Raw genomic sequence first — 18,979 nt, 5'->3', positions numbered from 1 at the left:
ATTCAGTGTATTCTAGAGGGAGCATAAAATCTCTCGGATCGATACGGGTATCAAAAAAGTGGTGTTTGTATCCAAGTTCAAACAACAGTTCAATCGCTTTGTATTGGGTTTCACTCAACGTGATGGATTCGTCATTGGCATAGAGCTCGAGATATTTTTCCAGTGTCGGTGCATCAATACGAACCAAGTTGCGTTCCATCAACATTTTAGAGAGGTTCTCTTTATGATCTCGTGCAATTTGTACGGCTTTTGTCAAAACATTTTCGTATTCAATCGCAGAGGTTATCGGCAGTGAGCGGCGAATAGCCATCCCACCCAGCGGGAGGGGAAGATCGCCGCCGGAAAGTTCGCACCATACATCCCATAGTTCACGCTCGACTTCGAGGGATTCATCATATCCCAAAATGGATTCATGGATTAATACACCGGCATCTACGACACCGTCTAAAACCGCCTGTTCGATCTCCAAGAAATTCATATAAATGATTTTTGCATCGGGATAGGCGATTCTGAAGAGCAATGCATTGGTTGTAAACTTTCCGCTGAGAGCTACTTTGAACCGTTTTTTAAGAACGGACTCTTTTTTTCGGATGAGCTTTGGACCATACCCTTGACCGAAACTCACTGCGGTGCGTAAAAGGGCGTAATCATTTCGGATATGGGGGTAGAGACCGAAACTGATTGCGGTGATGTCGTAAGTCCCTTTCAGTGCTTCGGTGTTGAGAGTTTCAATATCCAATGCAATATTGTCAAAAGAGGTATTTTTTTTACTCACCCAGCCAAATTTAATGGCGTAATACATAAAAATATCATCGGCATCGGGGGAGTGGGCAATCACCATTTTTTTCACTTAAAATCCTATTCAATTGTGCATATCAATTAAATTTTAACCAAATAACGCTAAAATATCTCTATTCCAGAATGCGAATTATTAATATTTCAATTTGTCATATTTTTTGAATATATTTCAATTTGTCATATTATGACGCAATTTTAAAACACTACAGTCTCAGGAGAGCACCGCATGATGGATCCAAATAAACTTAAATCGCTTGAACTCGCGATGAAACAAATTGATAAAACGTTCGGAAAAGGGACGTTGATGCGTTTAGGGGACAAAGAAATTGAACCTATTAATGCCATCAGTACCGGTTCTATCGGATTGGATTTAGCCCTTGGAATCGGCGGAGTACCCGAAGGGCGCGTTATTGAAATTTATGGCCCAGAGAGTTCTGGAAAAACGACACTCAGTCTTCAAATTACCGCTGAATGTCAAAAAAACGGCGGAATCTGTGCCTTTATTGATGCGGAACACGCTCTCGATATCGGATACGCTAAAAATCTCGGTGTTGATGTCGAAAATCTTCTTGTATCACAACCTGATTACGGTGAGCAAGCCCTCGACATCGTTGAAACGATCGTTCGCAGCGGAGCAGTGGATCTGATCGTTATCGACTCGGTTGCGGCACTGACACCGAAAGTAGAGATCGAAGGGGAGATGAACGATCAGCAGGTGGGCGTTCAGGCACGTTTGATGTCAAAAGCGTTGCGTAAGCTCACCGGTATCATGCATAAAATGAATTGTACGATCATCTTTATCAATCAAATCCGAATGAAAATCGGAACGATGGGCTACGGTTCGCCGGAGACGACTACCGGGGGAAATGCGCTAAAATTCTACGCATCGGTTCGTATCGATGTACGTAAAATCGCCACCTTGAAACAAGGGGAGAGCCAAATCGGCAATCGCGTTAAAGCCAAGGTTATCAAAAATAAAGTAGCACCGCCGTTTCGTCAAGCGGAATTTGATATTATGTTCGGTGAGGGTATCTCCAAAGAAGGAGAGCTCGTCGATTACGGTGTCAAACTTGACATCATTGACAAAAGCGGTGCTTGGTTCAGTTTTGAGGATACAAAACTCGGACAAGGGCGTGAAAACGTTAAACAAAAATTTAAAGACGAGCCGGAATTGGCACGTAAAGTTGAAGAAAAAATTAAAGCTGCTATGGGTGTTACGGGCATTATAGCAATGGATGAATCTGATATTAGTGAGGTAGACGAATGATTTTTATTGATGAAGTAAGTGCAATCGAGGTAATGGATTCGCGCGGCAATCCTACTGTTAAAGCCACGGTACAGTTAAGTGACGGAACACGCGAAAGTGCAATCGTACCAAGCGGTGCAAGTACCGGAAAGCGAGAAGCTCTTGAATTGCGTGACGGCGATGCACGCTATATGGGTAAAGGTGTTCTCAAAGCGGTTGAGAATGTCAATAGTCAAATTGCTGATGCGGTGATGGGACTTAGTCCGTTTAATCAGGCAATGGTAGATGCGGTCATGAAAGAGATTGACGGTACGGAGAACTACGGTAATCTCGGTGCCAATGCAGTTCTGGGTGTCTCTATGGCGGTAGCGCGTGCAGCGGCAAAAAGTCTCGGTATTCCTCTTTATCGTTATCTCGGCGGTGCCAATGCGATGGTACTCCCTGTTCCGATGCTCAATATCATAAATGGCGGAAGTCATGCAGATAACAGTGTCGATTTTCAAGAGTATATGATTATGCCGGTCGGATTTAGTGATTTTTCTGAGGGACTACGAGCATCGTCTGAAGTTTATCATAATCTTAAAACAATCCTAAAAAATCGCGGTGCCAATACGGCGCTCGGCGACGAGGGCGGATTTGCACCGGATTTAAGCTCAAACGAAGAACCAATTCAGGTTATTATGGAAGCAATCGCGAAAGCGGGGTACAAAGCGGGAGAGCAAATTGCTATCGCACTGGATGTCGCAGCGTCTGAACTCGTAACCGAAGGCGGTTACAGACTTGATTCTGAAAATCGAACCGTTACCTCGGAGCAATTGGTTGATTACTATGCCGACCTATGCGCCAAATATCCTATCGTTTCGATCGAAGACGGTTTGAGTGAAGACGATTGGGCAGGATGGAAAATCCTGACTGAGCGATTAGGATCAAAAGTACAACTCGTCGGAGATGATTTGTTTGTTACGAATGCAAATATCTTGGCTGAGGGGATTGAGAAAAAGATTGCAAATTCGATCCTTATCAAACCGAACCAAATCGGGTCCGTTTCCGAAACAATGCTGACCGTTCGTCTTGCACAGCGCAACGGATACAAATGTGTTATGTCTCACCGTTCCGGCGAGAGTGAAGATGCATTTATCGCCGATTTTGCCGTTGCATTGAACTGCGGTGAAATTAAAACCGGTTCAACGGCACGCGGTGAGCGTACGGCAAAATATAACCGCCTTCTTGAAATTGAAACCGAAGTGATGTACGGCGAATACTTGGGGAGTGCTCTTTTTAACTGATGCATCAGGAGGATCAACACCATTTATTGCACGAGGAAAGAGAGAGTCTGACTGAGCGTTATTTCGGCTTGCAGACCTATAAATTCTTTCTAGCTGCCGGTGTTGTTCTTGCGGTAGGTGTCTATATGGGATTTATCTTTTTTGGAGATAATTCATTAAGCGTTCTTCTTGATCTTGAAGAGTATCAAGATTATTTAAGTGGAGACATTGAGCGGCTTAAAGCTGAAAATGCCTCTTTGCAAAAACAGTATTTTGAGCTGAAAGAGCTTGATGCTGATTCACAATAGCAATAGGGGATTTATGAAATATCCATTCTATCTCTCACTTTTACTCCTCTCTCCGCTTTTTGCACGTGAAAATCCCTTTTTTGCTACAGATGATGCCAAAAAACAAAAAGTGAGCTCTAATATTTCTGAGGCCCGACCGCAAATGGGGACGATAAACTATACACTTGCGGACCAAGCACGTGTCTTAAAAGAGGTTACGTTTACAATTCAAAATCTTGATGGAAGTATTGAGGAGAGAAAGGTGCAGATCGATCAAAGTATCGATTGGCACAGAGCGCTTACTCTCTCACAAGGAAACGCAACAGGCCGTTCAGCGGCAACGAATAGTTCATCAGCGGCAAATTTCGGATTTATACAACTTTATTCCAAAGGGAAAACCCTTACGATAAAAACAGCGGACACATTGGTTCGCCATTTTGCGTTAAGCAGTCCCAATAGTATTGTTGTCGATTTTAAACACGAAGCTTCGTTTAACAGCGATCAAAAACCGCTGAATGCCGCTCCATTTTTGAATGTATCGGTAGGTAATCACGGAAAATTTGCCAGAGCAACTATTACACTTGATGGCCATTATGCGTATACGTTGAGTAAAGAAAACGGGCTGATCAGCATCACGTGTAAATAATTAGTTAGAAAAAAAGTGTTTTAGGAAGTAAGTAGATCCTCTCCCGCAGGAGAGAAAAGAGCAATTATTTTACGGCAGCCAAAGCAGCTTCGTATTCAGGCTCAGCTGTGATTTCAGGTACGATCTCTTTGTAGATAACAGTCCCTTCTTCGTTTACCGCAAAGATAGCACGGCAAGTTACACCCGCAAGCGCACCGTCAGCAATCAATACACCGTAGGCATTTGCGAAATCTTTGTTACGGAAATCTGACGCTACTACTAGATTATCAATCCCTTCAACTGAACAAAAACGTCCAGCAGCAAATGGAAGGTCCATAGAAACTACTGTTAAATCAACACCTTCAATTTCGGATGCGCGTTTGTTGAAGTTGCGTGTTTCCGTTGCACATACAGCTGTATCGAGTGAGGGTACTACAACGATAAGTTGTTTTTTACCTGATGCGCCGCCGACTACTTTATCAGCGAGACCGTTAGAATTAACAACCGTTACCGCAGGGGCTTTATCCCCTACGTTTACTGTATTTCCTGCAAGATTGACGACGTTACCTTTTAGCATAGTTGTTGCCATTGAAAGCTCCTGTTTTTTGTTTGGTATGAAAATTGTACTTAAATCGGATAATTTAACTCTGAATTATAGAAGAGATGTTTGGCTTTAAGCTATTTCACAGTTTGCAACGCGGGTTAATAGCGATATCTTTGTGATAGACGGATTGATGAAGATGAAAGGCTTCGAGTGCAGCACGTCCGATCATAGCGGCATTATCGGAGCAATATTTTAAATCTGATAGGAATAAATCGGCTCGGTAGGGGAGCAATAACTCGTTTACCCGTTCTCTCAAATAAAGATTAGCACTGGCTCCGCCCACAATAGCAAAACGGAGAGGAGGATGCGATTTAAAATATTTTTTGAGCTTTTGGGTCAGGTGTTCGGTCGCAGTTTTTTGAAATGCCGCTGCAATATCGGCATAGGCATCCTCTCCATGGGCTTCGACTGCAAGTCGAACCTGATTTTTCAGACCTGAGTAGCTAAAAGCAATCAGAGGCGACTGCCACAGAGGGACCGTGAAGGGAAATCTGCTTGGATCGCCGTCTTGTGCGAGATTCTCAATCAAAGGGCCGCCAGGGTAGCCTAACGCCATCATTTTTGCTACTTTGTCAAAGCTCTCTCCGTAACTGTCATCCATCGTGGTGGCTACGGTCTCCATTTGGTTATACGAGTGTACTTCAATAAGCTGGGTGTGTCCCCCGGAAACCAGTAAGACCGTTATGGGAAGAATCGCTTCTCTTTCGATAAAAAGAGAATAAATATGTCCTTTAAGGTGGTTGATCGGCAAAATCGGAAGTGAAAGGGCAATACTGAGCGCTTTGGCCATGGTTACTCCCTCAATCAGTGTTACCCCTAATCCAGGTTCGTTGGTAACGGCAATCGCTTTAAGATACAAGAACCATGGGGAGCATTCGTTTAGAATTGCAGGAAGTGCCAAAGCATGCAGGCGGCTGGCGAGTTCAGGAACAACTCCGCCGTATTGTGAGTGTTCGAGTTCTTGAGAAATTTTTTTATGATAGATGAGTTTTTTGGTTGAAATCTCGGTAATGGCAATGGAACTATCGTCGCAACTGCTCTCTATGCTCAGAATCATTGGAAAACCCATTCTTTGACCCAGGGCCATTCACCGAATCCCGAAGCGGTGTTGATGTGCCCGCCGTTTTCAATTACTTTCATCTCCACATTCAGATCTCTTTGAAGTGCTGAAGCCTCTTCCATAGTCATATACGGATCATTCGTTGACGTGATCAGTAGCACCTCTTTTGCAAAAAGATTTGTAGGCGCTTTAAGAGGAAAAAAAGTTTTGAGTGTTTCTATCTCACAAGTTAATTTTGGCGGGGCGACTAAAAGGAGTCGCTTTATTGGGGCAATCTCACCTTGATGGCACAGATGGAACCAAAGAATATTGGCCAGGGAATGACAAATGACGATGTCGGGCTGAAATTCGCTTAAAAGTGTTTTGACCTGCTTCATCCATCGGTTTTTACTCGGGAAATGGGGATTGTCCAACAGAGGAAACGTGACAGTCCCGTAATTCTTGGCTATTTCACCTGCAAGCCATGCCTGCCAATGAGGGTCATCACTTCCGCCCCACCCGTGAAGCATCAATACTTTTAGCACGTTAACCCTCGAACGTAACGGCGCACCTCTTCATTGATAGCAAAAACAGCATCAATGGACTCCGGTACACCGCTAAAATAGGTATACGCACGGAGGATCAACGTAGAGATGTCAATAAAACGGATATCTCCGTTAACAAAACGTTCGATTGCCGCTTCATTTGCGGCATTCACGATAACGCCGCGTGCAGGGTTAAGAAGAAGATCATCTTTGATTTCCCAAATCGGATAGCGCTCGGTTTCGATTGAACGAAATTCAAGTCCGCCCACATGGGTTAAATCGATTCTATTGACAATGGGGACATCCACTTTTCCCATAAGTGCATACGCAATGGGAAGGCGCATATCGGCATGGGCAAAATGGGCGGTTGTTGAGCCGTCGGTATAATCAATCAGGGCATGAATCAAAGATTTTGTTTCAATCAGGGCATCATATTCCCCTTTGCCGAAAAGCCAACGTGCTTCCAAAAGCTCAAAGAGTTTATTGACCATCGAGGCACTGTCAATCGTGATTTTCTGCCCCATCGACCAGTTCGGGTGCTTGAGCGCATCGCTCAAAGTTGCTGAGGAGAGTTTCTCTATCGGCCAGTCTCGAAAGGCACCGCCGCTGGCGGTAATGACCATCCGGCTGATTCTGCGGGGTGTTTGATTGAGATACCACAAGCCGAAATGTTCTGAATCGATGGGGATGATATTGGCGGTATTGATAAACGCTCCCCCGACAACCAAAGACTCTTTATTGGCAAGGGCAATTTTTTTACCGCATTCGAGTGCTTTAAGGGTAGGACGAAAGCCGGCAAAGCCGACCAAAGCGTTGACGACATGGGAAGAGGAAGATTCTTCAATAGCGGTCAGAATTGCCGTTTCACCGGAGTGAACATTGCTGTGATTGACGAGATGGCGGTCTTCCTCGCGCATTACGACAACGCGTGTCGGCTTATGGCGTTGAATTTGTTCATTAAGGAGAGAAATATTGCGTCCGGCGACAAGGGTATCTACCGATAAGTGAAACTGTTCAGCAATGTTGAGAGCGTTGACTCCGATCGAACCGGTGGAACCCAGTAGGATCAAACAACGCCTCGGAGGAGGACAAGCATAATGACCGATCCGAACAAGTAGCCGTCAATGCGGTCCAATACACCGCCGTGACCCGGCAAAATAGAACCGCTGTCTTTTACCCCGGCTTGGCGTTTAAGGTAACTTTCGAATAAATCACCGAAAACGGCACCGATTGCGGTTGCCATCGAGATAACAATTGCTTGGGGGATATCAACGATGGTAATGCCGATAAAAAATCCGGCCGCGGTCGCAACGGCAATTCCTCCGTATACCCCTTCTCGAGTTTTGCTGGGGCTGGAGACGCTGAACGGAGTCTTACCGATACTGCGTCCTACGACATAGGCTCCGACATCGGCAGAGGCAACAACCACGAGTAGCCATAACATCGCTACCATTCCGTACTCTTGGTACATACTGAGCGTAAAGAGCATTCCGGCCGTCGGGTAGATAAACGGGAGAAAATTTCTTGGGGGAATATTTTGGGTATAAGCTACCGCTGCGGCAAAAATAAGTCCTGCAATGACAAATAGATCTTCACCGTAGGGGTAAAGCGCTGCCGCAAGCCAAAGAATTGCCGCATAGGCATACAAAGAACTGTTGTTTATCCCGAACAAGCGGGTTGCTTCATGAAAGGCCAGGAGATAAATGACCCCCATAACGGTCCACATGAGCCAAAAGTTATTGATAAGCCCGACAACTAACACACCGGCAATAAGAAAGACGGCGGTAACAATACGCTCTTGGGTTGAATTTTTTGCAGTTTGCATAGTTAGGTAACCAATGGTTTTAATATTTCGCGATTATACCATTTATTTTATTATACATAGATGCTAAATATGGGGCAAAGTACGATAGTTGTTAAACTTTAATGTCGAGAAGATGGAGCGGTTTGGAAGGAGTATCGTTTGCTTCGTGTTTTTCCTCTTTGTGCTGAGGACGTCTCTCTTCTTGTTCGGCTTGTTCTTTGGTATGTTCTCGGTCGGGATCAACCCCCTGATTCTCTTCCGCGGGGCGCACCTCTTCGATCTCTTGTTTCTCTTTTTGTGAAGCAGATGCAGCGGCAAGCGCTTGCAATTCGAATCGGTTCAAAATGGCATTTTTCTCGCTGGCAACGCTCGCCATTTGCTGGTTGACATAAATAGCACCGCCGATCGGACCGATATCAGCCATCTGAACTCCTTTTACCCTTTTTCAATGCATAGTGTTTTATAGTCCGTATAGAGGACATTGGCACCCTCTTGGATTTTTACTTCTCTTCGTGGGGTATAATCGACCAAATAGCGACCTTTTTCAAATACGGAAAAGTCGACACACAGTTTTGCCGCTGCTTCGAGGAGTTTTTCCGGAAGCTGTTGCTTGTCCGTCGAGATAATGAGATGTGCCGAAGGGCGGTCTTTGAGATGCATCCAGATGTCGCGCGCTTTGGCATTGTGAAGAAGCTCGATATTTCCTTTTTCACTTTTTCCGAGCGATACTTTTATCCCCTCGATCCAAAATTCGGCAATAGAATCGGATGGTTTATGCTTGGACCCTATCGTTTTTGCCGGAAATAGGAGCGTTATCTCTTCAGGGGTTGACGCTTCGGCTATTGTTTGAATAAAAAGGGCAAGGTGACGGATTTTGGCTTGGAGATTGCTCCGTTCTTGATGCAGTCCTATCGCTTTTTGTTTCCCTTTTTTGGAACGTTTGAAAAAACTTTCAGCACATCTTGCGGCAGTGGTGCATCCCGAGGGAAGCTCCAGCACAATGGGCGTTCCGTCAAAATTCATCAGCTCCACCTTTTTATCGTACGGCTTGATCGTTTCCAGATTGGCTAGAATCAAATGTCCGGCATGCTGCGCTTCCTGAGCCTCTTGCAGTAATGAATTTTCTTCCTCAAGGGCGTCTAAGTGTCTGTGCAGCTGGGCTAAACGTTTCTCTAACAGGGCTTTTTTCTCGAGTTTTAGCTGATTGAGTTTATCGTTGCTCCGACGGCGGAACTCTTCGATCAAATATTCACGTATGTCATCAAGCGGATACTCTTTGGGCTCATACGGAGGAGGGGGGATTTCGCCTAATGGTTGCCCGACGCGGACGCTTCGGGTGGAGATATCTTCATCGATGTGGCGCAGTGCTTCTAAAACAATTCCCTCTTTATCCAAAAGGATGATATTGGTATGTTTGCCGGTAAATTCAAGTTGCAAAATGGTTGTTTCCGATTTATACGAGCCGCTGGTTGTCGTTGTGATGCGGATGATTTTATCGTTATTGTGGAGGGTAATGGATTGGATGGCGGAGCGGTTTAAGCGTTTGGCGAGCAAAATATCAAACGGAGCCTGATAGACTTTTCCCCGATTGGGAACTTCTCCGATCGTGATCGCCGAATTCCCCCGAGCCATCTCAAAGTTCCAGCTGTTTTCTCGGTTGAAAACCAGTTTGACAGTTGTATCGTTAGCCCTGTACGCAGCAACGATATGGGTAAATGGGTACATATGCGCAACAATCTGCTTTAAATAAGAAAATCTCATAATTTTACCTCGTCTTTAGAAAAAGAGAATTACAATGACGCATTACCTGAGATGTAGGAATCTATAAAAATGAATATGTTTAACACCATCAAATCTAAGTTTATTGTCAATCTTGTAGCAGCCGTGGGTGCTATCCTTGTAAGTGTCATTGTAGCATACTTCATTGCGGTAGGCTCGATCAAAGAGATCATGATCAGCGATCTTAATACTGTTGCCGATGCGTTGGAAAAAAATGTCAACTACATTGCGAATATTGAGCCTAAAGCATACGAAGAAGCGGGTTTCAAAGAGGAGATTAAAAAGGTTAAAATCGGTAAAAGCGGTTATGTCTATTTTATCAATGCCGATGGAGTTATGACGATTCATCCTAAAGACGAGGGGCAAAATAAAGCCGGGCACGATTATATCGACCATATTCGAGCCGATAAAGCGGGAGGAATTTACGAGTATGTCTCTTCCACTACCGGTCAGGATAAAATTGCCGCTTATCGCTATATCCCTGCATGGGACATGTGGGTTATTCCCGGGATTAACAAAGCTGATTATTTTGATGAACTTCAATCAAGTTTTTTTAAGTGGTTTTTACTGTTGGGAAGTATTTTGACCGCTATGTTGATTGCGATCAATTATATTTCGGGAAGCAGTATCCTCCATCCGATCGAAGAACTTGACAAAGTATCCAGTGACCTTGCTCACGGGAATGGAGATTTGACAAAACGTCTTCCGATCCTTAACAAAAATGATGAAATCGGGATAGCAAGTCTTTACCTCAACCAATTCATAGAAAAAATTCAAAGTACGATTAATGATACGAAGCAAATTACGTCGTCGGCTGTCGGTTCTACGGCTACGTTGAACAGTGCTGCGGCTAATCTCTCTGCCCAATCGGAAAAAACCAATACCATTGCTCAAAATACCAATTCGACGGCTGCTGAGATCGGAGTGACGTTGGAGCAAAGCGTCAATATGGCTAAAATAACGCTTGAAAATAGCCGTTTGACCGAAACAGAACTTAGTCATGTCCGTGAAATTGCTACTGCTATCACCAATGAAGTCCATAAAACAACTCAGATGAGTAATGAGTTGGGTGAGCGGTTTGCACAGCTCTCTTCCGATGCGGCAAGTGTTAGCGGAGTATTGAGCATTATTTCCGATATCGCCGATCAAACGAACCTTCTTGCCCTTAATGCGGCTATCGAAGCGGCACGTGCGGGAGAACACGGAAGAGGATTTGCCGTCGTTGCCGATGAGGTGCGAAAACTTGCCGAACGGACACAAAAAAGTTTGACGGAGATCAACTCTACGATCTCTATCGTTATTCAATCCATCTCCGATTCTTCCGACATGATGAGTTCCAACAGCGAAAACATCGGCCGTCTGGCAGAGCGCAGCGAAGAGATCGATCTGAAAATCGATTCGGCCTCGAGTGCATTGAGATCGAATGTTGATGCCAGTCATCAGAGTGTTCAGCAAGCTGAGAATATGGCCCATAAAATTCATGAAATCATCCAAAAAGTTTCAGAGATGTCGAGTCTTTCCCAAAGCAATCAAGAAGATATTAAACAGATATCCAATATCACGGTAGAGCTTTATAACGCTGCTACTAGCCTGAATACGCAGTTAGGACAATTTAAGTCCTAAACCTTTTGCGCTATAATTCCTAAAAAAATTGGGAGGATAGCAATGCGTTCGCCACGCGGATTCGGAAAAAATTACTTTTCACTTGTTGCTATCCAAGCATACGCCTCTGAAGTTCGACTTCTCCAGATTATCAATCAAATAATCTGGATTTGCCCTACCCATCCGATTCACACCTATTCAACCGTATCCCCGCCCAAGAGTGTCCTTCTCTCATCCATTATTACGACTATTATTCAAGGACACTCATGTACAAACAGACCTTATCGCTCGTTGCGTCAGCAACACTTGTTGCCTCATTAGGGGCTAATACTCTTCAGCTTCAACCGATAACGATCACTTCAAATGCCATAGAAAATAATGAACTTAATGCCCCATATTCCGCTGAGATTTACACAGCAAAAGATATTGAAAAATCTCATACTAAAAATATTTATGATTTTTTTAATCAGGAAACGTCACTAATAGCATCGCAAGGGTTAGGCAATCCTTTTGCTCAACAACTCGATATTCACGGCTATGCATTAGGAGATACCGGATATCAAAATATTGTCGTAACCCTCAATGGCCGTCGTCTTAATAATATTGATATGGCCCCGCAACTGTTAGGTTCTATACCTATAAATACAATTGAACGGATTGAAATTCTTAAAGGTGCCGGTTCGGTTGTGTATGGTGATGGTGCTAATGCCGCTGTTATTAATATATTAACAAAACAAGGAAATAATAATGAGCTCAGCTTTTATGGAGGAAATTATCATACTTTTGGACAATCCCTTTATCTGTCACAATTTGAAGATCGCTATTCATATTCATTACATTTAAATCACTACGATACGGGCGGATCTCGAGCAGTTGATAATGATGGAAATCGTGACATCCAAAAGAATACCAATGGCGGGATTGAACTTTCGTATCACCCTACTGACAAATTTGAGGTTCATGGGGGGGCGGAATTCACAAAAAATGACTCTATCTATGCGGCATCAATGACACTGGATGAATATAATTCTAATCCTGCACAGTTGGGAACTGCCGGATATTCTACCCATCAAACTGTCAATTCAGATGTTCTAAATTTAGGAATAATGTATTCTATTAATAAAAACTATTCACTTTCGGTTGATGGTTCAAGAGAAATAAAACAATCCCAATATATCCCTTATTCTCCTAGCAATTATCGATACAATCAATTAAATACTCATCTTGACTATGACAACAGCAATTTTTCTGCTGTCATCGGTACTCAAAACATTTGGGGAGAGCGTAAAACCACATCAAATACTGCATCGAAAAATAATCACGCCCTGTATGTTTCTTCAGAGCTTCATATTGATAAGCATACTTTTACGGCCGGAGGGCGCTATGAAAAAGTCTCTTATGAGTATTTAGCTTCTAATACTAATCTTTCACAAGATGATACTCTGTATGCTATTGAGAGCGGATATTCTTATACACTTTCAGCGCAAGACTCACTGTTCGTTCATTACAGCCATGCTTTTGAATCTCCGGATATTGATCGTTTTTTCAATATGGGAGGAACCTTTAACGGATTTATTCAACCGATGAAAACAAACACGTATACTATCGGATACAATAATATACATTCTTCTAATAAGTTCAAAGCATCTCTTTATTATGTGGATTTAGACAATGAAATCTATTATTATCCTGATCACACGTATACGATTGATAAAAATACCAATATTGATAAATCCCATAAATACGGATTCGATATATCTGACCAATGGCTTATCAGTGAGCAGTGGAATATATTTGCAAACTACAACTATGTTCAGGCAATAATTGATAAAGAAAAGCAAGGGAACGATAATTATGCCGGAAATAAGCTTCCAGGGGTATCTACCCATAATGGAAAAATTACATTATCGTATTTGCCAAATTCAAATACAACGGCCTCAATAACAGAGCTTTATCGCTCATCGGCATATGCCCAAGAGGATTTTAATAATAACTTTTCTCAAAAACAAGACCCTTATTCTTCTACCAATATTTCTATTACGTATGCAAAAGACAATTATGAGCTTTTTACCAAAATCAACAATTTGTTTGATCAATCTAATGGTATTTGGTTGTATGATAATGCTATATATCCTGTTGATTTTACAAGAAGTGTAGTGTTCGGATTAAAATTTATTTTTTAGGGTACTATGAAACTCTCTTTTCGCCCTTATATTCGCTACAAATTCCTAAACTCTCTCTTCACCGGAATGGTGGGGGGATCGGTGTTTACGATTTACGGGTCGCTCAGCCCCTCTACATTTTCGATCGGAGGCGTTGTTTTGGCTCTTGGATTGATGGGGATGGCGTATGTGTATCATTATCTGATGACGCTCGAACGCTTTTTTGCCGTCTCTCTTGCAGCGGAAGCGGTGATGCTTTTAATGATCGGATTCTTTCTTGTTTTTTCTGAATATCAAACTACTGCATTGGTCATTTATGGGGCCTATCAGCTCTCTTTTGTGTTCGGAGGATACTTGGTCCGTGCCGAGACCCATTTCGCACGTAAAACACGAATTATGGGTTGGATTGATATCGCCAAACAGCAAGGATATCTGGGGGGATTGCTTCTATCCTACCTTTTTTATAAGGTGTTAGAATCGTATAACATTGTTAGTTCCTCCGCGCAAGTCTATTGGCTCCATGTCGGACTGCTTCCACTTGAACTGCTTATTATGGCTTTGCTGATAATGGCATTCAAAACAGCTCGTAGGTAAGTTGTTATGACCTATCTTGATTGGTTTACGGCGCATGCGGCTAAACATACAGACCTTATGAAAAAACTCGAGAATCTGAGCGACGATGAGGTGATCCGATATTTTCGGTTTGAGAATATGGCGGAAAAGGAGAGAGATTTTTGCCCCCTCTACTCAGAGAATACGAAGTGCCATGATACGGCGGAGCTCAACTGTTATTTGTGCGCATGTCCCCATTTTCGTTTTAATGACGGCGGTTTTAGTATTGTTGAGGGAAAAACACTTTTCAGTATTTGTTCGATTGATTCAGCGGAGGGAGAGCGTTATATAGGTGAACATACAATTCACCAAAATTGTGCAGGATGTTTAATCCCCCATCGTGAAAGTTATGTCGCCAAAGTCTTTGACCGTAATTGGCTGGCAATGATGGGGAAATCTCCAGCAAATGGCCTCTAAATGGAGAGGGAATATCTGTATTTCCTTTAGGCACACTATTTTAGGATAAAATAAACAAAAAATAGGGGTGCAGATGCGATATGCGGTATTTATACTGTTGCTAAATATGGCATTGCTGAGCGCACCCCTTCCGATCTCTTTCAGCGGCAACGATAAAATCAGTTCTGATCAGCTTTATGGCGTATTGGGGTTACGGAAACCCTATGGTATCGAGGTATGGGAAGATCAGCCCTCTATCGAACCTATTGCCGTCTCTCAAAGTGTTTCGGCGTTAAGCAGTTTTTACCGATCCAAAGGGTTTTATCATGCACGCGTTACTTCTGAAACGGTCGAAAACAAAGTTGTTTTCAAGATTCAGGAGAATGACCCCATCCTCATCGGAGATATTCAGATCAACAGCCCCTTGGATATCGGGTCGGCTATTGTACTTCGCCCGGAAGGATTGTTTGACCAAGAGGCTTTTTCCGAGTCCAAATCGGCGATTAAAAAGCGCTACGGAGAATCGGGCTACTGCAATGCGCAGTTCAATACTAAAGCATGGGTTGATATTGAAACTGATCGGGCTTATCTCCTCTTTGAAGCTACCCCGGGGGAGCCGTGTACCTTTGGTGCGATCAGTGTCGAATCGACCCCCAATATCGACAGGAACCTTACTGCGTCGATGATGCGGTTCGAAGAGGGGGACCCGTACAGTGTAAAAGCTATTCGTGAGAGTTATGAAGCCCTGTATGCCCAAGAGGGGATTAGCCGCGTCGTTATCAATGACAATGAGCGTAACGGAAGCGTTGTCCCTATTACCTTAAATGTTGAAGAGGCCGAGCGCCCTATCCGGTTTACTGCCGGATTCGGATACAGCAGCGATCAGGGAATAGCCGCGCAGAGCGGGATCAAGCACCGCAATTTTTTGGGTGATCTTAAAACCCTCTCCTTTGACGTTCGCTACTCCCAAATCAAGCAAGAGGCAGCCGCTACACTCGGGATTCCATTACAAAATCGGGGTCTTATCGGGGTTGACGTCGGATATAAAAATGAAATATATGACGGGTATAAAACCGAAAGCACCTACCAAAAATTGACAGCGAAATACCAAGACACTCCCGCATCGGCGATGATGGGATTTTTACTTGATCAGGTTAAAACCTATGACAGTAAAGATACGGCAACGTTTCCTGACAATAAACTCTCTCTCGTTTCACCGATCGGAGAGCTCAACTACGATACACGGGATAAACCGCTTGAACCGACCAAAGGGTATTGGCTCAATGCCAATTTTATGGGCTCGCTCTACACCGCGCAAATATCGGATGCCAGCTATTTCAAAACGCTCCTTTCCGCTGCGTACATCACGAGTATTGATGAGCATGTTTTTGGAGCTAAACTCAAATGGGGAACATTGCGGGTTTATGATGGAGAGGTTCCTTCGTCGTACCGTTTTTATGCGGGGGGGATGAACTCGAACCGTGCCTATACCTATCGTGATCTAGGCCCCAAAAATAGCGACGGCGATCCGATCGGTTTTTCATCTTTGACTGAAGGGTCGTTTGAATACCGTTTTCCTATCTATCAAGAATTTCGAGGGGTACTGTTTACGGACGTTACGTTCGCCTCTAAAAATACCATTCCCGATTATGCCAAAGACGGCTATGTGGGAGTAGGGGCGGGATTTCGTTATGTCACTCCGATCGGCCCTATTGCAATCGATTTTGGGGTTGATCCCGAAGATACTGCACAATATGCGCTCCATTTTCGGATCGGAGAGCTGTTTTGAAACGATTTTTGTCTCTGCCGTGGCGAAAATGGTTCAAACATCTTTTCGTAACAGCCCATTTCCTCCTCTATAGTGCTTTTCTTGCGGCTTCAGCTGTGCTGTACATCGCTTTTCGTCCGGATGGACTCGATATTGTCAACACCTATTTTCTTAAACCGTTCGGTATTCACTATACCCATTCTGAAGGGTCGTTGATGGAGGGATTTACCCTCCATAACGTCCACACCGATAACATCGAAGCCAAAACGTTTCTTCTCAAATACAATCTCGTCAAAATATTGGAGGGGGAGCAGACGATTGATTCGGTTCGTATTGAGGGGTTACGTCTTCAATTGGATGACTTCATAAGCACTGAAAAATCGGTTTGGCCGTTTCCGACATTTAAACTCCGCGAGGTGAGTATTACCAACCTTCAGCTGATGGGTTCGTATCCGATAGAACTCGATGTATACGGAAAAAACGGAACGTACGACGGAAATGAGCTGAATTTTGCCTCTTTGAATGCAACGTTAAAGTCCCGCTATGCAAACGCTGCCGTTCATGGGGTTGTCCGTAATAATACTCTGCGCGGGGTAGGAGATCTCTATCCCAATGCGGAGAACCTTGCTTCCTATAGCGGTCGTTTTACGACATTGCCGAGAAGTGTACGTATTGAGATCAAAGAACTCTCCAGCGACAAAGCGATTTTACGCACGGCAATCGCTGCGTTGCAATTAAAACAAGATCCGGATACCCAAGTCAAAGCGATTACTCTTGATTTCAAATACTTTTACGAAAACAGGTATTTCGATATTGATGCGCTCTATGCTCTGGCGAGCGGCGGTGATGTAATGCAGACGAAACAGCATCTCCGCTACTCTCTTGAGGGAAAAACATCGACCGAATTTGACGGCATCATTACTTCGACCCGCCCGCTTCCGTCCAACACGTTGCACGGAGAGTTCAGTGATGATTCGGGCGGACTCATCGGAGCGCTTACGCTCGATGGGAGTATTCTCACCTTTACTACCAAAGATTATGACCGTTTTAGCTGGAAACTTCGCAGTAGCCGTCAAGATCTGACGTTTATCCCTTCTCTACCGGAGGCTATTCGTGCTTCTTCTCTTCGGTTCAACGGCGAGGGAACGTATCTCCTCCGTGCGGACAAGCTAAAAGGGGCAATCGCTGCGGTACACGATGACGCTCTCTTTAGCGGGATCTTTTCGACGCAAAACGGACACCACTCGCTAGAGGGGAATCTTACCCTTCCGTCTGATGCGCCGTTATGGAAAAACTGGGCACATAAACCGCCTGAGCATCTAAGGGTTTCGTTAAACGACGAAGTCAACGCTACGCGTCTTAATCTTTCAGGAGAGTCGGTTGCGCTCTCCATGGTTGTGCAGGGGGAGAAACTCAAAGGTTCCGGAAATTATCTCGGGACATTTTTTGATATGAGCGGTTCGCTGACATCGTCTCAACGTTACGTCGATATCGACACTCTGACCCCCTCTTTGTTTGCTACCCTCTCAAAAGTGCACCCCATTGAACTGCATAAAGGCGAATACTACGATGCTGAAGTTCGTACCAAAACCCGTGTAACGCTGGGTAAAACACTCACCGTGCAAAGCGATATTGCTATTCCGTGGTATGCCGCGGTGCTAGACTCTCAACGCGCCTATGGCGGAACGGACGGGAGTGTGAGTTTGAAATACCGTGATGGAAATATTACCGTTGATGGCTACCGTTTTGAAATTGCCAACCATCCTATCACTACCGATAAAACGTCTCATTTGCATCTTAATGCTGCCGGAGATGTCATTATCGATGAATTATGGGTATTTGATACGCTTCTTCTCACCGGAAGGGTTCAGTCTGATCTTAGCGCGTCCGTTCGATTGCGTTCAAGCCGATTCAGTTATCACGGGCCTGAGGGGGATGCCCATGCTTCTGCCGACATTACGTTTGAACGTGACGCACAAGCGAATCAAAACCTTTCAGGGGTAGTCAATATCCTGGATGCATCTGTCACTTACTTGCCGTTTCAGGAGTTTAAAGTGATGGACGATGACATTATCATTGTTCAAGATGTACGCCCCCCAAGCAGTGCAAAACTCTCTATGAATCTTCATATTATGGCGGAACAGCCGATCCGGTTTAAAACGAAAGAGCTTGATCTTCTTTTGGACCCCGATATAACGCTTTGGAAAGATCCTACGGAAGCGATGCAAATTTTAGGGATGCTCACTATCCCCTCAGGTACTGCTGTGAGTGCAGGTAAGTCATTCGGCATAAAACACTCGGAAATCTATTTTGGTGGCGATATCCCTTTGAATCCCTATCTTAATATCACAATAGAACATGAGGTTGATTACAATAAAATCCTTATTTATGTTACCCATACTCTGGACTCTCCTATTTTCCTTTTTAGCTCCGATCCGGTGATGAGT

Annotated in this window: 19 protein-coding genes; 11 read left to right on the top strand and 8 right to left on the bottom strand. The window is 44.0% G+C overall.

Translation table 11 applies throughout. The features are described 5' to 3' along the window. A partial coding sequence (locus tag Q0C19_RS04280) for an MqnA/MqnD/SBP family protein (RefSeq protein ID WP_295053105.1) occupies positions 1 to 850 on the bottom strand: 850 nt, incomplete at its 3' end. 177 nt (positions 851 to 1,027) lie between these two features. Here Q0C19_RS04280 and recA point away from each other — a divergent pair. Genes recA through Q0C19_RS04260 form a run of 4 tightly spaced genes read left to right on the top strand, consistent with a single transcriptional unit; the run spans position 1,028 to position 4,242 of the window. Next, positions 1,028 to 2,065: a recombinase RecA gene (recA, locus tag Q0C19_RS04275; RefSeq protein WP_295053107.1), complete on the top strand. Its 1,038-nt coding sequence runs from the start codon at positions 1,028 to 1,030 to the stop codon at positions 2,063 to 2,065. Then, complete coding sequence (gene eno, locus Q0C19_RS04270) at positions 2,062 to 3,330, top strand: phosphopyruvate hydratase (RefSeq protein WP_295053103.1); 1,269 nt, start codon at positions 2,062 to 2,064, stop codon at positions 3,328 to 3,330. Before recA ends, eno begins: the two co-directional genes overlap by 4 nt. Before the next feature lie 26 nt (positions 3,331 to 3,356). Next, a complete protein-coding gene (locus tag Q0C19_RS04265) occupies positions 3,357 to 3,617 on the top strand; it encodes a hypothetical protein (protein ID WP_295053101.1) in 261 nt (86 codons plus the stop codon). 13 nt (positions 3,618 to 3,630) lie between these two features. Then, positions 3,631 to 4,242 (top strand): AMIN domain-containing protein, encoded by a 612-nt coding sequence (locus Q0C19_RS04260; protein WP_295053098.1) that lies wholly within the window; start codon positions 3,631 to 3,633, stop codon positions 4,240 to 4,242. 64 nt (positions 4,243 to 4,306) lie between these two features. On the opposite strand, the gene tpx is transcribed toward Q0C19_RS04260, so the two are convergent. The 7 genes from tpx to Q0C19_RS04225 all read right to left on the bottom strand — a co-directional run bounded on the left by tpx (position 4,307) and on the right by Q0C19_RS04225 (position 9,974). Then, positions 4,307 to 4,810 (bottom strand): thiol peroxidase, encoded by a 504-nt coding sequence (gene tpx, locus Q0C19_RS04255; RefSeq protein ID WP_295053096.1) that lies wholly within the window; start codon positions 4,808 to 4,810, stop codon positions 4,307 to 4,309. A gap of 94 nt (positions 4,811 to 4,904) precedes the next feature. Further along, the gene (gene tsaD, locus Q0C19_RS04250; RefSeq protein WP_295053094.1) at positions 4,905 to 5,882 is read right to left on the bottom strand and encodes a tRNA (adenosine(37)-N6)-threonylcarbamoyltransferase complex transferase subunit TsaD; all 978 of its coding nucleotides are present in this window, start codon (positions 5,880 to 5,882) and stop codon (positions 4,905 to 4,907) included. After that, positions 5,879 to 6,409 carry an alpha/beta hydrolase gene (locus Q0C19_RS04245; protein ID WP_295053092.1) on the bottom strand — a complete coding sequence of 177 codons (531 nt, stop codon included), beginning with the start codon at positions 6,407 to 6,409 and terminating at the stop codon, positions 5,879 to 5,881. The genes tsaD and Q0C19_RS04245 overlap by 4 nt, the downstream gene beginning before the upstream one ends. Further along, positions 6,403 to 7,479: a 1-deoxy-D-xylulose-5-phosphate reductoisomerase gene (dxr, locus tag Q0C19_RS04240; protein ID WP_295053090.1), complete on the bottom strand. Its 1,077-nt coding sequence runs from the start codon at positions 7,477 to 7,479 to the stop codon at positions 6,403 to 6,405. The genes Q0C19_RS04245 and dxr overlap by 7 nt, the downstream gene beginning before the upstream one ends. After that, positions 7,476 to 8,234, bottom strand: coding sequence for a phosphatidate cytidylyltransferase (locus tag Q0C19_RS04235; RefSeq protein ID WP_295053088.1), 759 nt, complete (start codon positions 8,232 to 8,234; stop codon positions 7,476 to 7,478). Before Q0C19_RS04235 ends, dxr begins: the two co-directional genes overlap by 4 nt. Positions 8,235 to 8,325: 91 nt before the next feature. Continuing rightward, entirely contained in the window at positions 8,326 to 8,637 is a 312-nt protein-coding gene (locus tag Q0C19_RS04230) for a hypothetical protein (protein WP_295053086.1), read from the bottom strand. 11 nt (positions 8,638 to 8,648) lie between these two features. Next, positions 8,649 to 9,974, bottom strand: a complete 1,326-nt coding sequence (locus Q0C19_RS04225) for an NFACT family protein (RefSeq protein WP_295053085.1) — start codon at positions 9,972 to 9,974, stop codon at positions 8,649 to 8,651. 69 nt (positions 9,975 to 10,043) lie between these two features. On the opposite strand from Q0C19_RS04225, the gene Q0C19_RS04220 reads away from it, so the two are divergent. The 7 genes from Q0C19_RS04220 to Q0C19_RS04190 form a co-directional block, all read left to right on the top strand. Next, on the top strand, positions 10,044 to 11,615 hold the full coding sequence (locus Q0C19_RS04220) for a methyl-accepting chemotaxis protein (protein WP_295053083.1): 1,572 nt from the start codon (positions 10,044 to 10,046) through the stop codon (positions 11,613 to 11,615). 42 nt (positions 11,616 to 11,657) lie between these two features. After that, positions 11,658 to 11,915: a hypothetical protein gene (locus tag Q0C19_RS04215; RefSeq protein WP_295053081.1), complete on the top strand. Its 258-nt coding sequence runs from the start codon at positions 11,658 to 11,660 to the stop codon at positions 11,913 to 11,915. Then, a complete protein-coding gene (locus Q0C19_RS04210; protein ID WP_295053080.1) occupies positions 11,861 to 13,777 on the top strand; it encodes a TonB-dependent receptor in 1,917 nt (638 codons plus the stop codon). The genes Q0C19_RS04215 and Q0C19_RS04210 overlap by 55 nt, the downstream gene beginning before the upstream one ends. Positions 13,778 to 13,783: 6 nt before the next feature. Further along, positions 13,784 to 14,350 (top strand): hypothetical protein, encoded by a 567-nt coding sequence (locus Q0C19_RS04205; protein WP_295053078.1) that lies wholly within the window; start codon positions 13,784 to 13,786, stop codon positions 14,348 to 14,350. 6 nt (positions 14,351 to 14,356) lie between these two features. Further along, positions 14,357 to 14,785 carry a hypothetical protein gene (locus Q0C19_RS04200; RefSeq protein WP_295053076.1) on the top strand — a complete coding sequence of 143 codons (429 nt, stop codon included), beginning with the start codon at positions 14,357 to 14,359 and terminating at the stop codon, positions 14,783 to 14,785. 73 nt (positions 14,786 to 14,858) lie between these two features. Next, positions 14,859 to 16,553, top strand: a complete 1,695-nt coding sequence (locus Q0C19_RS04195) for an outer membrane protein assembly factor (protein WP_295053074.1) — start codon at positions 14,859 to 14,861, stop codon at positions 16,551 to 16,553. After that, a partial coding sequence (locus Q0C19_RS04190) for a translocation/assembly module TamB domain-containing protein (protein WP_295053073.1) occupies positions 16,550 to 18,979 on the top strand: 2,430 nt, incomplete at its 3' end. The genes Q0C19_RS04195 and Q0C19_RS04190, both read left to right, overlap by 4 nt.

It is taken from the genome of Sulfuricurvum sp., from assembly GCF_023250475.1.
Lineage (GTDB): Bacteria > Campylobacterota > Campylobacteria > Campylobacterales > Sulfurimonadaceae > Sulfuricurvum.
This window is presented reverse-complemented; position numbering and strand designations above follow the sequence as displayed.

Coding starts and splice junctions, on each gene's coding strand:
- recA (WP_295053107.1), top strand. CDS start 1,028: ATGGATCCAAATAAACTTAAATCGCTTGAACTCGCGATGAAACAAATT.
- eno (WP_295053103.1), top strand. CDS start 2,062: ATGATTTTTATTGATGAAGTAAGTGCAATCGAGGTAATGGATTCGCGC.
- Q0C19_RS04260 (WP_295053098.1), top strand. CDS start 3,631: ATGAAATATCCATTCTATCTCTCACTTTTACTCCTCTCTCCGCTTTTT.
- tpx (WP_295053096.1), bottom strand. CDS start 4,810: ATGGCAACAACTATGCTAAAAGGTAACGTCGTCAATCTTGCAGGAAAT.
- tsaD (WP_295053094.1), bottom strand. CDS start 5,882: ATGATTCTGAGCATAGAGAGCAGTTGCGACGATAGTTCCATTGCCATT.
- Q0C19_RS04235 (WP_295053088.1), bottom strand. CDS start 8,234: ATGCAAACTGCAAAAAATTCAACCCAAGAGCGTATTGTTACCGCCGTC.
- Q0C19_RS04230 (WP_295053086.1), bottom strand. CDS start 8,637: ATGGCTGATATCGGTCCGATCGGCGGTGCTATTTATGTCAACCAGCAA.
- Q0C19_RS04225 (WP_295053085.1), bottom strand. CDS start 9,974: ATGAGATTTTCTTATTTAAAGCAGATTGTTGCGCATATGTACCCATTT.
- Q0C19_RS04220 (WP_295053083.1), top strand. CDS start 10,044: ATGAATATGTTTAACACCATCAAATCTAAGTTTATTGTCAATCTTGTA.
- Q0C19_RS04215 (WP_295053081.1), top strand. CDS start 11,658: ATGCGTTCGCCACGCGGATTCGGAAAAAATTACTTTTCACTTGTTGCT.
- Q0C19_RS04210 (WP_295053080.1), top strand. CDS start 11,861: ATGTACAAACAGACCTTATCGCTCGTTGCGTCAGCAACACTTGTTGCC.
- Q0C19_RS04205 (WP_295053078.1), top strand. CDS start 13,784: ATGAAACTCTCTTTTCGCCCTTATATTCGCTACAAATTCCTAAACTCT.
- Q0C19_RS04200 (WP_295053076.1), top strand. CDS start 14,357: ATGACCTATCTTGATTGGTTTACGGCGCATGCGGCTAAACATACAGAC.
- Q0C19_RS04195 (WP_295053074.1), top strand. CDS start 14,859: ATGCGATATGCGGTATTTATACTGTTGCTAAATATGGCATTGCTGAGC.